This window comes from uncultured Nocardioides sp. (assembly GCF_902805925.1).
Taxonomy (GTDB): domain Bacteria; phylum Actinomycetota; class Actinomycetes; order Propionibacteriales; family Nocardioidaceae; genus Nocardioides.
This window is the reverse complement of record NZ_CADCUP010000232.1, coordinates 1-13867: the sequence shown is the minus strand read 5'-3', so window position 1 is coordinate 13867 and position 13867 is coordinate 1. Positions and strand designations below refer to the sequence as shown.

General features: G+C 73.3%; 11 protein-coding genes. 5 read left to right on the top strand and 6 right to left on the bottom strand.

All coding sequences use genetic code 11. The features are described from left to right. Nucleotides 1–1334 (bottom strand): sulfatase-like hydrolase/transferase (locus tag QZX64_RS16625; RefSeq protein WP_295662112.1); only part of this gene is annotated, 1334 nt, incomplete at its 3' end. An 88-nt stretch (nt 1335–1422) separates the two neighbouring features. Next, on the bottom strand, nt 1423–3336 hold the full coding sequence (locus QZX64_RS16620; RefSeq protein WP_295662110.1) for an anthranilate synthase family protein: 1914 nt from the start codon (nt 3334–3336) through the stop codon (nt 1423–1425). An 81-nt stretch (nt 3337–3417) separates the two neighbouring features. On the opposite strand from QZX64_RS16620, the gene QZX64_RS16615 reads away from it, so the two are divergent. Further along, nucleotides 3418–5460 carry a glycosyltransferase family A protein gene (locus QZX64_RS16615; protein WP_295662106.1) on the top strand — a complete coding sequence of 681 codons (2043 nt, stop codon included), beginning with the start codon at nt 3418–3420 and terminating at the stop codon, nt 5458–5460. Between the two features lie 37 nt (nt 5461–5497). Here the strand turns inward: QZX64_RS16615 and QZX64_RS16610 are convergent, their stop codons facing one another. Both QZX64_RS16610 and QZX64_RS16605 read right to left on the bottom strand, forming a co-directional pair. Then, complete coding sequence (locus QZX64_RS16610; RefSeq protein WP_295662103.1) at nt 5498–7669, bottom strand: AAA family ATPase; 2172 nt, start codon at nt 7667–7669, stop codon at nt 5498–5500. A 64-nt stretch (nt 7670–7733) separates the two neighbouring features. Further along, nucleotides 7734–8480 carry an enoyl-CoA hydratase-related protein gene (locus QZX64_RS16605; RefSeq protein WP_366558568.1) on the bottom strand — a complete coding sequence of 249 codons (747 nt, stop codon included), beginning with the start codon at nt 8478–8480 and terminating at the stop codon, nt 7734–7736. Nucleotides 8481–8593: 113 nt separating this feature from the next. Here QZX64_RS16605 and QZX64_RS16600 point away from each other — a divergent pair, with 113 nt between their 5' ends. The 4 genes from QZX64_RS16600 (at nt 8594) to QZX64_RS16585 (ending at nt 12210) form a co-directional block, all read left to right on the top strand. Next, a complete protein-coding gene (locus tag QZX64_RS16600) occupies nt 8594–10123 on the top strand; it encodes a molybdopterin-dependent oxidoreductase (protein WP_295662098.1) in 1530 nt (509 codons plus the stop codon). 73 nt (nt 10124–10196) lie between these two features. After that, complete coding sequence (locus tag QZX64_RS16595) at nt 10197–10877, top strand: fasciclin domain-containing protein (protein ID WP_295662095.1); 681 nt, start codon at nt 10197–10199, stop codon at nt 10875–10877. 20 nt (nt 10878–10897) lie between these two features. Then, complete coding sequence (gene sigK, locus QZX64_RS16590; RefSeq protein ID WP_295662092.1) at nt 10898–11497, top strand: ECF RNA polymerase sigma factor SigK; 600 nt, start codon at nt 10898–10900, stop codon at nt 11495–11497. Continuing rightward, nucleotides 11494–12210 carry an anti-sigma factor gene (locus QZX64_RS16585; protein ID WP_295662089.1) on the top strand — a complete coding sequence of 239 codons (717 nt, stop codon included), beginning with the start codon at nt 11494–11496 and terminating at the stop codon, nt 12208–12210. The genes sigK and QZX64_RS16585 overlap by 4 nt, the downstream gene beginning before the upstream one ends. A gap of 160 nt (nt 12211–12370) precedes the next feature. On the opposite strand, the gene QZX64_RS16580 is transcribed toward QZX64_RS16585, so the two are convergent. Together QZX64_RS16580 and QZX64_RS16575 are read right to left on the bottom strand one after the other, a co-directional pair. Then, nucleotides 12371–13468 carry a YihY/virulence factor BrkB family protein gene (locus tag QZX64_RS16580; RefSeq protein ID WP_295662086.1) on the bottom strand — a complete coding sequence of 366 codons (1098 nt, stop codon included), beginning with the start codon at nt 13466–13468 and terminating at the stop codon, nt 12371–12373. Beyond that, on the bottom strand, nt 13465–13867 hold a 403-nt coding region (locus QZX64_RS16575), incomplete at its 5' end, for a DUF3618 domain-containing protein (protein ID WP_295662082.1). The genes QZX64_RS16580 and QZX64_RS16575, both read right to left, overlap by 4 nt.

Genomic DNA, 13867 nt, shown 5'->3' with positions numbered 1-13867 from the left:
GCGATGCCGGCGAGGTCCTCGAAGGTGGGCGCCAGGTCGATGTTGTTGACCATCTCCTGCCGCCTGCCCGGGGCGATGCCCGGTCCGGCGATGAGCAGCGGCACCCGCACGTCGGTGTCGTAGGCCGTGCCCTTGCCGCGGCCGAGCCCGTGCTGGCCGAGGTGGAACCCGTTGTCGGAGGTGAGCACCACGACGGTGTCGTCGCCCACGGCCCTGATGATCTTGCGGAGCGTGCGGTCGACGGACTGCGCCATCTGGGCCCGGGTGCGCAGCGACTCCACGTACGCCGAGGCCGGCAGCCGGTCGCGCAGCGTGTTCCACGCGGTCGCCGGCCGGCCGTTGCGGCGTCGCGGCCGGTTGTCGGCACGGTCGTCACCGAAGCCCGGCAGATCCCTGGTCGTCAGCCGCCGGCACGGGACGCCGCAGTTGCCGCCTGGCCTCGTGCCGCCCACCCGGTCGCGGAGCATGGCCGGGAAGAGCGGCTCACCGGCGTAGGCGCCCGCGGCGTTGACGCGGCTGTGCGTGGCGTACGGCGCCACCTCCAGGAAGTACGGCGCCTGGCCGCCGCGGTGCTCGCGGATGAAGTCGAGCGCGTAGTCCTCGATCGCCCGGCCGGCGTAGGCGTCGTCGATCACCGAGGCCGGGGAGCCGGCGGGCGGCGCGGGGTGGCTCACCAGGTGCAGGCCGCCGTCGCGGATCGTGGTGCTGTCGAAGCCCCAGCCGTCGTAGGCCGAGCCGAAGACCACGTTGAACTGCGACCAGCCCGGGGGCACCGGCGGCACCGGCTTGCGGCCGGGCACGTACTCGTACTCGTTGAGGTACTTGCCGACGAAGCCCGTCGTGTAGCCGGCGTCCTGGAGCCGGACGTTGACGCTCCGCTCGTCGTTGCCGTAGGTGTCGAACGCCTCCCACCCGCCCATCGGCCCGCTGTTGCTCGGGCCGGCGGCGGTGTTGGTGCGGACGCCGGTCTGGTGGGGGTACTGCCCGGTGAAGATGCTGCTGCGCGAGACGCAGCACAGCGAGTCCACGACGAAGGAGTGCGGGTACGACGCGCCCTTGCGCGCCAGCCGGCGGGCGCCCTTCATCGTCTGCAGCAGGTCCATGGAGAAGTCGTCCATGAGCACGAGCACGATGTTGGGGCGGTCGGCCCGCTCCCGGGTGGTTCCGCCCTGCTGCGAGGGCGCGCGGTCGCCCTGCGCCGCGCCCTGGTCGGAGACCGGCCGAGGAGGATCGGCGGCGGCGGCCGGGCGAGGCCCGACCGTGCCGCATCCCGCGAGCAGCACCGACCCGGCCACTAGGCCGATCAGCGCCGCGATGCCCCCGTGACGTCGCATGCGCGCGGTGTCCTCCTCGAAACCGGTCTCCACCCACATAGACGTGGTGGCGTGGCAACAGGTTGCCCGGAATCGCGACTTTTCTCGGCTATTTCGCCGTAGACGTGCCGACGAGGTCGCTGACGAGCTCGTGGAGGAGGTCCCGGCCGTGCTCGGTGAGGATCGACTCGGCGTGGAACTGGATGCCGCGGTAGTGCGGTCCGCGCACCAGGTGGACGTCGCCGGTGGCCTCGTCGGACTCCACGCTCACGCCGTCGGGCAGCGCGCCGCCCGCCTTGCCGACGAAGGTGTTGTAGAAGCCCACCCGCTCGACCCGGCCTCCGATGCCCACCGGGGACTGGGTGCCCTGGAAGACGATGTCCTTGAAGGCGAGCGGGATGCCGAGCCGGTGGCACAGCGCCTGGTGGCCCAGGCAGACGGCCAGGAACGGCTGCTCCCGCTCGAGCAGCCGGTCGACCGCCCTGCGGATCGTCTGCATCTTCACGTCGTCGTCGTCGCGCGGGTCGCCCGGCCCCGGCCCCACCACGACCAGGTCGAAGTCGTCGAGCGAGCCGTCGACGTAGGCGTCGTGGCGGATCACCTCGCTGGTCAGCCCGAGCACGCCGAGCACGTGGCGCAGCATGTTCACGAAGTCGTCCTCGCCGTCGAGGATGCCGACGCGCTGCCCGGCCAGGGCCGGGTCGACCGGCGCACCGGCCTGGTCGGTGAGCCAGAAGGTGCTCAGCCGGCGGTTGCGGGCGTTCAGTGCGAGAAGGACGTCCTCGTCGTTGACGAGCTCGGCGACGTTGACGCCGGGCGTCGGCGCGGGCGGCACGAGGCCGAAGGCGCTGAGGATGCCGCCGGCCTTGGCGTGCGTCTCCGCCACCTCGTACGCCGGCTCGGAGTCGCGCACCAGCGTCGCCCCCGCGGTGACCTTGAGCCGGCCCTCGAGGTCGACGTCGGCGGTGCGGATCACGATGGGGCTGTCGACCACGGGCCCCCCAGCGGCGTCGCGGCCGAGGATGGCCAGCGCGGCGCCGTAGTAGCCGCGGCCCTCCGACTCGTACCGCTTGATGAGGCGGCAGGCGTTCTCCACCGGGGATCCGGTGACGGTCGCGGCGAACATGGTGTCGCGCAGGACCTCGCGGGGGTCGCGGGTGGTGTGGCCGGCGAGGAGGTACTCGGTGTGCACGAGGTGGCTCATCGGCTTGAGGAACGGGCCCAGCACCTGGCCGCCCTCGGTGCAGATGTCGCACATCATCTTGAGCTCCTCGTCGACGACCATGAAGAGCTCGTAGACCTCCTTCTCGTCGCGCAGGAACTCCAGCAGCCGGCCGTGCACGTCGCCGCCGTCGCGGGGGATCCGGAAGGTGCCGCTGATGGGATTCATCCGCACGTCACCGCCATGGATGGTGACGTGCCGCTCCGGGCTCGCGCCGATGAGGTAGCGGTCGCCGGTGAAGAAGACGTAGGTCCAGTAGGCGCCGCGCTCGCGCTCCAGCAGCCGCCGGAACACCGCCAGCGCCGCGTCGGCGCCCCAGTCGGCCACCGTGGCCCGGTAGTGCCGGCCCACGACGAGGTTGGCGCCCTCGCCCTGGCCGATCTCGTCGTCGATGATCGTCTCGATGACGCCGGCGTAGTCGTCGTCGGAGGTCTCGAAGCCGCCGCGGTCGGAGAAGTCGACGGGGACGTCGTCGATCGCCTCGACCACCTCGGCCACCGTGAACTCCAGCTCCGACTCCACGTCGACCACCACGAGCGGGGCGCCGTCGTCGTGCGCCTCGAAGCCCCGCTCCCGCACCTGCCGGAACGGCACCGCGAGCAGCCGGTCGGCGATGTGCCCGTCGCGCGGCGGCCCCTCCTCGAGGGGTACGTCGAGCAGCGACTCCACGACGCGGCGCCGTCCGCCCACGACCCCCACGGTGTCCTTGTCGCCCGCCCGCGTGGAGCGCCGGATGATCGCCCACGCCTCGTGCCCCCGGATCGCCTCGATCGCGGCACGGGCGGTCAGCGGCTCGGACATGGCCAGAACCCTAGTCATGGACCGCGGGTAGAGTCGGCGCCCGTCCGTCGGTGGGACGCCGTTCGGAGACAGGAGATGGCCGTGCCAGGTCTCGGAGTGACGCTGCGGTTGACCCTGTCCGAGGACCTCGCGGGGCGGGGCGACCCGGCCGTGGTCCTCGGGCGCACGGTTCCCGGGTGGCTCGACGCCCTGGCGGGCCTCGAGCGCCCCACGCGCGTGGTGCTCCATCCGGTCGGCGCCGACGACGCCGTCGTCGCCGCTGCGCGCCGTCTCTGCGAGGAGTCGGGCACGCCGCTCGCCGAGCGACCGGCCGACGACGACGTGGTGGTGGTCGCCGACGCCGTCGACCTGCCCGGTCCGCACCTCCTCCCTCGACTCGTGGACGCCGTCGAGGGCGGTGTGGCGGTGGCCGACGCCCGCACGCTCCCGGTGGGGATGGCGGGCGACGCCGCCGCCGACGGGTCAGCCGCGCCCGGCACCGGCCGGCTCGTGACCGGCAGCTGCCTGGCGGCGCGCGCCGACACCCTGGCTGTGATCGGCGGGGCGAGCGGTCCCGAGGTCGTCGCCCGGGCCGGCTCGGCCGGCCTGGTGGTGGAGTGCCGCGTGGACGCGACCGTGCTGCGCGACGTCCGGGTCGAACGCGACGGCACCGTGGTGCCCCGTCGTGCCACCGGCCCCGTCTCCCCTCCGCCCGGCGCCTCGCCCTCCGGTCACCCCGCCGCGCTCCCGGCGTCGGTGCTGGGCGCGCTCGTGCACGAGGTCGGCCTTGCCGTTCCGGAGCCCGACCGCACGCAGCGGCCCTTCCTCAGCATCGTCACCCGCACGCAGGGCGGCACCCGGCTGCAGTGCCTCGAGGAGGCGCTGACCTGTCTGGCCGCGCAGACCGACCGCGACTTCGAGGTCGTGCTGGTCTGCCACCGGGCGTCACCGGAGGCGCTGGCCGGCGTGCACGAGGCGGTGCTCCGGCAGCCGACCTGGCTGCGCGACCAGCTCCGCGTCATCACGGTCGACCGGCCCGGACGGGCCGCCCCGCTGAACGACGGCTTCGCCACCGCATCGGGTCGCTACGTCGTGGCGCTCGACGACGACGACACCGTGCTGAGCCACTGGGTGGAGACCTTCCACCGGCTCGAGCAGGAGGCGCCGGGGCGCGTGCTGCGCGCCGGTGCGCTGCGCCAGGACGTGGTCCCGGTCGAGGTGGGCGCGGAGGAGACGCTGTGTCCCGTGCCGACCGGCCCGGCCACGGCGCCCTGGCCCCTGGAGTTCAGCATGCTCGACCACCTGCGCGGCAACTCCTCCCCCTTCATGTCCGTGGCCTTCCCCCGTGGCGTGGTGCACGGTCTCGGCCACCGCTTCGAGGAGTCCCTCGACACCACCGAGGACTGGGCGTTCCTGGTCCGTGCCGCAGCCGTGGTAGGGGTGGTCGACGCTGCCGAGCACACGTGTGTCTACCGGTGGTGGGTCGGCGAGGGCTCTCGGTCGCTGCACGACGACGAGACGTGGGCCGCGGCGCATGCTGCCGTCCGGCACGGTTTCGACCAGCAGCTGCTGCTCCTGCCGCCCGGGACGGCCTCGACCCTCGTGGAGGCCCTCGACGCCCGTGACGAGGTCAGGCTCGAGCTCCGCGACCTGGCGGCCGCCCACCAGGGTGTCATCGACGACCTCGAGGCGGCCCTGGCGGCACACAGGACGGCGGTGTCCGCCCACGACGAGGCGGTGGCGGCCCGCGACGAGGCGGTGGCCGCGCAGGTCGAGGCGGTGGACGCCCATGACCGGGCCGTCGCCGCCCATGACGAGGCGGTCTCTACCCGCGACGAGGCGGTGGCGGCCCGCGGGGAGGCGGAGGCGGCGCGCGACGACGGCCTCGCCCGCGTCACCGAGCTGGAGCAGCAGGTCGGCACCCTGCGCGAGCGGCTGGACCAGCGCACCCGCCTGCACCAGGAGCGCATCGACCTGCTCCGGGAGGCCCACGCCGTTCTGGTGGCGACGAAGGGGGAGGTGCCCGGCGGCCGCTCGCTCTTCGACCTCAACCGCAAGCAGCTCAAGGAGCTCATCACGCGGCTCGCGAGCGAGCCTCCTGCTACCACGCGGTCCCTGCTGGGTCGGGTGCGCCGAGCCCGTTGACGCGCGGCCGTCCCCCGTGGCTCGGCCGGTGCGCGCCTCAGCGCACCGTCGTCAGCAGCTGCGTGGCACGGGTCAGCACGACGTACAGGGTGGCCCGGCCCGTCGCGGACTCCGCCTCGATCTCGTCGGGGCGCACGACCACGATGCCGTCGAACTCCAGTCCCTTGGTGTCCAGGCCGGTCAGCACGACGATGCGGTCCTCGCCGCTCGGCGTGACCGAGGAGTCGACCGAGGCGCGGGCGCCGGAGGCGTCGTCGGCGACCTCGGGCCAGCCGGCCAGCCAGGCGTTGACCTCGCTGCGTCGGGCCACGGGCACCACGATCGCCACCGTGCCGCCGACCCTGCCGGCGATGTCGACCACGGCCTCGTGGGCCGCGCCCTCGAGGTCGTCCCCGGCGTCGACCTCGCGCGGGGCGACCCCGGTGGAGCGGACGGCGGTGGGGAGGTCGGCGTCGAGCCCGACGCGCTCGGCGTACGCCGCGGCGTACTCGTAGATCTCGGAGGAGTTGCGGTAGTTGGTCGAGAGGTGGAACTCGTGGAGCGCCTTGCCCTCGAGCGCCTCGGCGCGGGCCCGGGCGGACTCCTCGGGCACCGGCCAGGACGACTGCGCGGGGTCGCCGACGATGGTCCAGCTCGCGCCGCGGCCGCGGCGGCCGACCATGCGCCACTGCATGGGCGTGAGGTCCTGCGCCTCGTCGATGAGCACGTGGGCGAAGCCGTCGTCCTCGATGCGGTGGGTGGGCGGCGCCCAGGAGCGGCCGCTCGGGGCGTACTCGCGCTCGGAGGCGGTGGTCAGCTCCTGCAGGTCGACGCCGCCCTCGGCGACGCCGAGGGTGTCGTCCTCCTCGGTGGTCTGCGGGACGTCGCCGAGCGCGTAGCGCAGCTCGTCGAGCAGCGGGACGTCCTCGACACTGAGGTCGAAGCCCCAGGACTTGGTGAGGATGCGCTGGTCCTCGTCGCTGAGCACGCCGTCGCCGGCCCGGGCCAGGACCTCGGGGTCGCGCAGCCAGGCGAGCACGGTCATCGCGTCGAGCGGCGGCCACCAGGAGACGGCGAAGTCGACGAAGGCCTGGGAGGAGAGCATCTCGGCGTCGAAGTACTCGCGCCCCCGCTCCCGACCGCGCTCGCCGCGGACCTGGCGCCACATCGCGTCGAGCAGCGCCGGGGCCACCCGTGAGAGCTGGCGGTTGCGGCGGCCCTGGCTCATCAGCTTGCGGCGGACGCGACCGAGCGTGCCGGCGTCGAGCCGGATGCGGTCGTCGCGCCAGAACACGCTGAACTCGCGGGGGCTCCCCGGGGCCTGTTGGCGCGCCGTACGGCGCAGGAGCTCGGCCATCCGCTCGGAGCCCTTGATGTCGGCGACGGCCGGCTCGTCGTGGCGGGTGGCGCGCACTCCGTCGACGACCTCGCCGAGGCTGCGCAGGGCCACCGCGGTCTCGCCGAGGCTGGGCAGCACCCGCTCGATGTAGCGCATGAACACGCCGCTGGGGCCGACCACGAGCACGCCGCCGCCCTCGTAGCGACGGCGGTCGGAGTAGAGGAGGTACGCCGCCCGGTGCAGCGCCACCACGGTCTTGCCGGTGCCCGGGCCGCCCGAGATGGAGACGACGCCGCGGCCCGGGGCGCGGATCGCCTTGTCCTGCTCGGCCTGGATCGTGGCGACGATGGAGTGCATGGAGCGGTCGCGGGCCCGCGAGAGCTGCGCCATCAGCGCGCCCTCACCGACCACGGGCAGGTGCTCGGCGGCGGGGTTGTCGGCGTCGAGGAGCTCGTCCTCGACCCCCACGACGGTGCGGTGGTCGGCGCGCAGCACGCGGCGGCGCACGACCTGCCGGGGCTCGGCGGCGGTGGCCTGGTAGAACACCGCGGCGGCCGGGGCGCGCCAGTCGATCAGCAGCGAGTCGCGCTGGTCGTCGCGCAGGCCGATCCGACCGATGTAGCGGGGCTCGGCGTCGAAGCCCGGGTCGAGGTCGAGGCGCCCGAAGACCAGGCCCTCGTGGGCGGCGTCGAGCTGGGCGATGCGGCGGGCGGCCTGGAACACCATGGCGTCACGTTCCACCAGCCCGCCCTCGTGGCCGAGGCGCGCGCGGCTGTGGCCCTCCGTGGCGAGCTGGGCGGCCGCGGTGGCGGAGCGCTCCAGCTGCACGTAGACCCGGTCGACGAATGCCTGCTCGGCAGCGATCTCGCGCTGCTCGACGTCTTCGGACAACTCCTGCTTCCCCTACACCCTCAGCGATCCGGCAAGTGGAGAACGATACCCGCCCGCGCCCGGACTATCCCTTTCTCGACAAGAAGGCGGTCATCGCCTCGCGCGCCTGCGTCGAGGCGAAGAGCCGGGCGCTCAGCGCCGCCATCTCGTCACCGCGGGCGTCGATGCGCGCCACGAGGTCGGCGTTGAGGATGCGCTTGGACTCGCGCAGCCCCTGCGGCGCACCCGTCGCCAGGCTCTCGCAGACCCGGTCGACCTCCGCGTCGAGGTCGGCGGCGGGCACCGCCGTGGTGACCAGGCCGTACGCCGCGGCCTGGGCGCCGGTGAACACCTCGCCGCCCAGCGTGGTCAGCGCCGCGGCCCGCGGGTGCATCCGGTGGTGCACGGTGAGGCTGATGATCGCGGCGGCCAGGCCGAGCTTGACCTCGGTGAGCGCGAACGTCGCGTCGTCGGCGCTGATCGCGACGTCGGCGGCCGCCACGATGCCGATGCCGCCGGCGCGCACCGCGCCGAGGTTGGCGGTGACGACCGGCTTGTCCATGGTGACGACGAGCCGCTGGAGCTCCACGATGCGGCGCGCGCCCTCCTCCATGCCGTCGGCGGTGGCCTCGGCGAGGTCGGCGCCGGAGCAGAAGACCCTGCCGCTGCTGCGCACGAGCGCCACCCGCACCTCCGGGTCCCCCGCCGCCCGCTCGAGGTGGGCCACCAGCTCGGTCACCAGCTGCCGCGACAGTGCGTTGCGGTTGTGCGGGGAGTCCAGGGTGATGGTGGCGCGGGGGCCGCTGACGGCGTACTGCACGAGCTCGGTCATGGCGATCATCCTGTCAGGGGCGCTCCCCGCGCCGGCCGGAGCGGAGGGCAGGGAGCGGAGGGCGGAGCGGGTCCCGGCCAATCCGCGGCCCCATGCCGCCACGAACACCCGGTATGGCCAATCGACTGCGCACGTCCCTGCGGACAGGGGTCCCCGCGGCGGCGGGCGGCGTCCTCGCCACGCTCGCCGGACTGGGGGTCGCGCACCTCACCGCGGCCCTCACCGACCCCGCGACCAGCCCCGTGGTCTCGGTCGGCTCCACGGTCATCGACCTCACCCCGACCCCGGTCAAGGAGTGGGCGATCGCCACCTTCGGCACCGCCGACAAGCCGATCCTCATCGGCTCGGTCTTCGCCGGCACCCTCGTCCTGGCCGGGATCGCGGGCGTCGTCGCCCGCCGCCGCTTCGCGCTCGGCGCCGGGCTCCTCGTCGTGCTGACCGCGCTCGCCGGCGCGGCCGCCCTCACCCGCCCGACCGCGGGAGCGGCCGACGTCCTGCCCGCCGTGGTCGCCGCCGTGGTCGGCGTGCTGGTCCTGTTCCTGGTCACCCGCACGCTCCGCGAGCCGCGGAGCGCCGGTGAGGGCACGCGCGTCTCGCGTCGCGGCGTGCTCGGCATGGGGGCGGTCGCGCTCGCGGTCGTGGCCATCGGCGGAGCCGGGGAGTGGATCACCCGCGCCCGCACCCGGATCGCCGACATCACCCTCCCCGCCGCGGCCCGGAAGGCCAAGCCGCTGCCCACCGGTCTGGAGGCGACGTACGCCGACATCACCCCGCTGCGCACCTCCAACGCCGACTTCTACCGCGTCGACACCCGGCTCACGCTGCCGATCGTCGACGTCGACTCCTGGACGCTCACCATCGACGGTGACGTGGAGGAGGAGCTCACCTTCACCTTCGACGAGCTCACGGCGATGTCGCTGGAGGAGCACGACATCACCATGACGTGCGTCAGCAACGACGTCGGCGGCGAGTACATCGGCGCCGCGCGCTGGCTCGGCGTGCCGCTCACCACCCTGCTCGACCGGGCCGGCGTGGGCAGCGGCGCCGACCAGATCCTCTCCACCGACGTCGACGGCTTCACCATCTCCACCCCGCTCGAGGTCGCCACCGACGGCCGCAACTCGATGATCGTCATCGGCATGAACGGCGAGCCGCTCCCCCGAGAGCACGGCTTCCCCTGCCGGATGATCACGCCGGGCATCTACGGCTTCGTGGGCGCCACCAAGTGGCTGACCCGCCTGACGCTCACGACGTACGCCGAGCAGTCGGCGTACTGGACCGACCGGGAGTGGGCCACCGACGCACCGATCAAGGTGTCCAGCCGCATCGACACGCCCAAGCCGCTGGCGCGCGTCAAGCCAGGACGGACCGCCATCGGCGGTGTGGCGTGGGCCCAGACCCGCGGCATCGGGGGGGTCGAGGTGCGCATCGACGGCGGCGCCTGGCAGGCGGCCGAGCTCGGCCCCGAGGTCAACGTCGAGTACTGGCGCCAGTGGTACCTCCCCTGGGACGCCGAGGTGGGCACGCACGTGCTCGCCGTGCGCGCGACCAGCCGGGAGGACGAGGTGCAGACGGCCGCGCGCATGAAGCCGTTCCCCGAGGGGTCCAGCGGGATCCAGGAGATCACCATCTTCGTCGAGTAGCTCCAATCCGCTCCGACGAGTGCACCGAACAACTCACATCACCGCAGCACGGAACCCAACGAAAGGCTCCATCATGAAGCGCTCGACCACCCGCACCGGCGGCTCCCTCGCTGCCCTCGCACTCACCCTGTCCCTCGGCCTCAGCGCCTGCGGCAACGAGTCCGACAGCCCCGCAGACGAGACCGCGTCCGACACCCCCGAGAGCTCCGCCCCGGCCGAGCCCTCGACTCCCGCCGAGGAGGAGAGCGCCCCCGCAGCGGAGGGCGCCGCCGGCCAGGTCTTCGGTCCCGGCTGTGCGGCCGTGCCCACCGAGGGTGGCGGCTCGTTCGACGGCATGGCGACCGAGCCCGTGGCCAACGCGGCCTCGGCCAACCCGCTGCTGAAGACGCTCGTCGCGGCCGTCACCGAGGCCGGCCTCGTCGACACCCTCAACTCGGCCCAGGACATCACCGTCTTCGCGCCGACCGACGACGCCTTCGCGAAGCTGCCGAAGAAGGACCTCAAGGCCGTGCTGGCCGACAAGGCCCTGCTGACGCAGATCCTCACCCACCACGTCGTGGGCGGCGCGCTCACCCCGGAGACCCTGGCCGGTGAGCACGACACCCTGAACAAGGACAAGGTCACCGTCGAGGGCAGCGGCGAGGAGTTCATGGTCGACGCCGGCGGCGGCACCATGGCCTCGGTCATCTGCGGCAACGTCCCGACGGCCAACGCCACGGTCTACATCGTCGACTCCGTGCTCATGCCCTCCTGATCCACGGCAGACTGTCGCACATGAGCGGTCTCTCGTCCGTGCCGTCCGGTGAGCAGTCACCGGGCGGCACGGCCGCGCCGGATCTCGGCGAGCTGCTCCGCCGCTCCTCACGGGGCGACGAGGCCGCCTTCGCCGGGCTGTACGACGCCACGTCGTCACGCGTCTACGGGCTCGTGCTCCGGGTCGTACGCGACCCGGCGCAGGCGCAGGAGGTCACCCAGGAGGCCTTCCTCGAGACCTGGCGGACCGCCTCCCGCTTCGACCCCGCCCGCGGCAGCGCGATCTCGTGGCTCCTCACCATCGCGCACCGCAAGGCGGTCGACCGGGTGAGGTCGGCCGAGGCCTCCACCCGACGAGACACCACCTACCACCAGACCAACCAGACCGTCGCGCACGACACCACCGCAGAAGCGGCGACGACGGTCATCGAGGGCCAGCGGGTCCGGAAGGCCATGGCCGACCTGACCGACGCACAGCGCACGGCCATCGAGCTCGCCTACTTCGGCGGCTACACGCACACCGAGGTGGCCACCATGCTGGACCTGCCCGTAGGCACCGCCAAGACCCGCATCCGAGACGGACTGATCCGGCTGCGCGACACGATGGGAGTGGGACAATGAGTGACAGCCACGCCCTCGTGGGCGCCTATGCGGTCGACGCCGTCGACGACGACGAGCGGGCTCGCTTCGAGGAGCACCTCGTGGAGTGCGGGGACTGCCGCGCCGAGCTCGACGGCCTCCGCGCCGCCGCCGGGATGCTGGCCTCGGCTGCCCCCGTCGCCCCGCCGCCCGCGCTCCGCGACGCAGTGCTCGCCGACATCGCCACGGTCCGGCCCCTGCCGCCCGAGGTCACCCGGTTGCCTCGTCGACCCCGCAGGTGGGCCCCCTTTCTGGCCGCCGCCGCGGCGGCCGTGATCGTCGGCGGCGCCGGCGTGGCCTGGCAGCCGTGGGACGACAACCAGCCGGACACGTCGGTGGCACCGACCGCGGCCGACCGGGTGCTGCAGGCGCCGGACGCCGAGGAGGTGTCGCTGAGCATCGAGGACGCCGAGGCGACCGTCGTGCGGTCCAAGCGCGAGGGCAAGGCCGTGCTGGTCACCCGCGACATGCCGCCGCCGCCCGCCGGCAAGGTCTACCAGGCCTGGCTGCAGGACGCCACGGGCCACCTGAGCCCCGCCGGCCTGATGCCGGAGGGCTCCGACAACACCCTCGTGCTGTCGGGTGACGCGACCGAGGCCACCGGCGTGGGGATCACCGTGGAGCCGGCGGGAGGCTCGAGAATCCCCAAGACCTCCCCGATCGCGGTGTTCGCCTTCAGCAAGAACTCCGCGTGAGCTCCCGGTTCTGCCGGTGAGCCGAGGCGCTGCTCGCCGTCGACGGGGGTGGTGGCGAGCAGCGCCTTCCCTCCGTGGCAGCGCCATGGGCGTACCGCCCCACCGGCACCTCAGAGCCCGTGGTCGCCGCCGCCTGACGCGGTGGATCGGCTGACGCGGACTACTTCTCCCGGCCGCCCGAGGTGCGGAGCCGGCGTCCCTCCTCGACGATCTCGCGCTCCTTCTCCGCCGCCTTGTCCGTCTTGCTGGTGTCGCGCGGCGGCAGCTGGAGGGTCTCCTCGGCCTCGATGCCGGCCTGCAGCTGGCGGCCCCGCTCGAGCTCGGCGTCGAGCTCGGCACCGAAGAGCAGCGCGATGTTGGTGATCCACAGCCACAGGAGGAACACGATGACCCCGGCCAGGGAGCCGTAGGTCTTGTTGTAGCTGCCGAAGTTGGAGACGTAGAAGCCGAACGCCGCCGACGCCAGGATCCACACCACGATGGCCACGACGGCCCCCATGCTGACCCAGCGGAACTTCGGCTGCTGCACGTTGGGGGTCGCCCAGTAGAGCAGCGCGACGACGAGGACGACGATGGCGAGCATCACCGGCCACTTCGCGATGCTCCAGACCGTCACGACGGTGGAGCCCAGCCCGATGGCGTTGCCCACCGCCTCCGCGGCGGGCCCGCTCACCACGAGGCCGACGGCCACCAGCGCGACGAGCAGGACCATCACCAGCGTCACGAGCAGCATGGTGGGGCGCAGCTTCCAGAACGGTCGGCCCTCGCCGACCTCGTAGACCCGGTTCATGCCGCGGCCGAAGGCGCCGACGTAGCCGGAGGCCGACCACAGCGCGCTCAGCAGGCCGATGACCAGCGCCAGCCCCGCGCCGGGGGTGCTCGCGAGCTGCACGAGCGTGGGTTCGAGGGTGTCCGCAGCCGAGGAGGCCCCGATGTTGCGGAGGATGTCGAGCAGCGTCTGCACGGTCTGCTCGCCGTTGCTGACCAGGCCGACCAGCGACAGCATCGCGATCGCGGCCGGGAAGAGGGCCAGCACGCCGTAGTAGGTCAGGGCCGCTGCCAGGTCGGTGCACTGGTCGTCGGAGAACTCGCGCACCGTCTTCTTCAGCACGTAGGTCCACGCCGGCTTCTTCAGGTCTGCGGGAGAGTCCGGCTTGCGCGAGTCGTCAGGATCCGGCGCGGCCTGCTTCTCCCCCGTCGTGCCGGCGGCGGAGTCGGGCTGCTGGGAGTCGTCGTCGGAGCGGGAGAACAGCTTCATCGGGTCCTCCGCCACACCAGGAGGGCCACGAGTGCGACCAGTGCAGCGGCACCGGCGATCACCGGGGGTGTGGGCCTGCCGTCCTGGTCGGTGGCGCGGCTCCGCGCGGTGTGCACCCGCTGCACGGCGTCCCGCTTGGTGTGCTCGACCTTGCCCCGCAGCCTGCTCTTGACGTCCAGTCGGTCGGTGAGGGCCTCCACGGTCGCCGCCAGCTCCGCGCGGGTGCGCTCGATGTCGGCCTCGATCTCCTCGACGCCCGGCTGCCTGGTCTCCTGGCCCTGGTTGCGGTCGGACTCGTGCGTCCGGTCGAACTCGTGCGTCCGGTCGACCTCGGGCGTCCGGTCGGATCCGTGCGTCCGGTCGGACGCGTGCTGGTGGTCGGACTCGTTCATCGGGGTG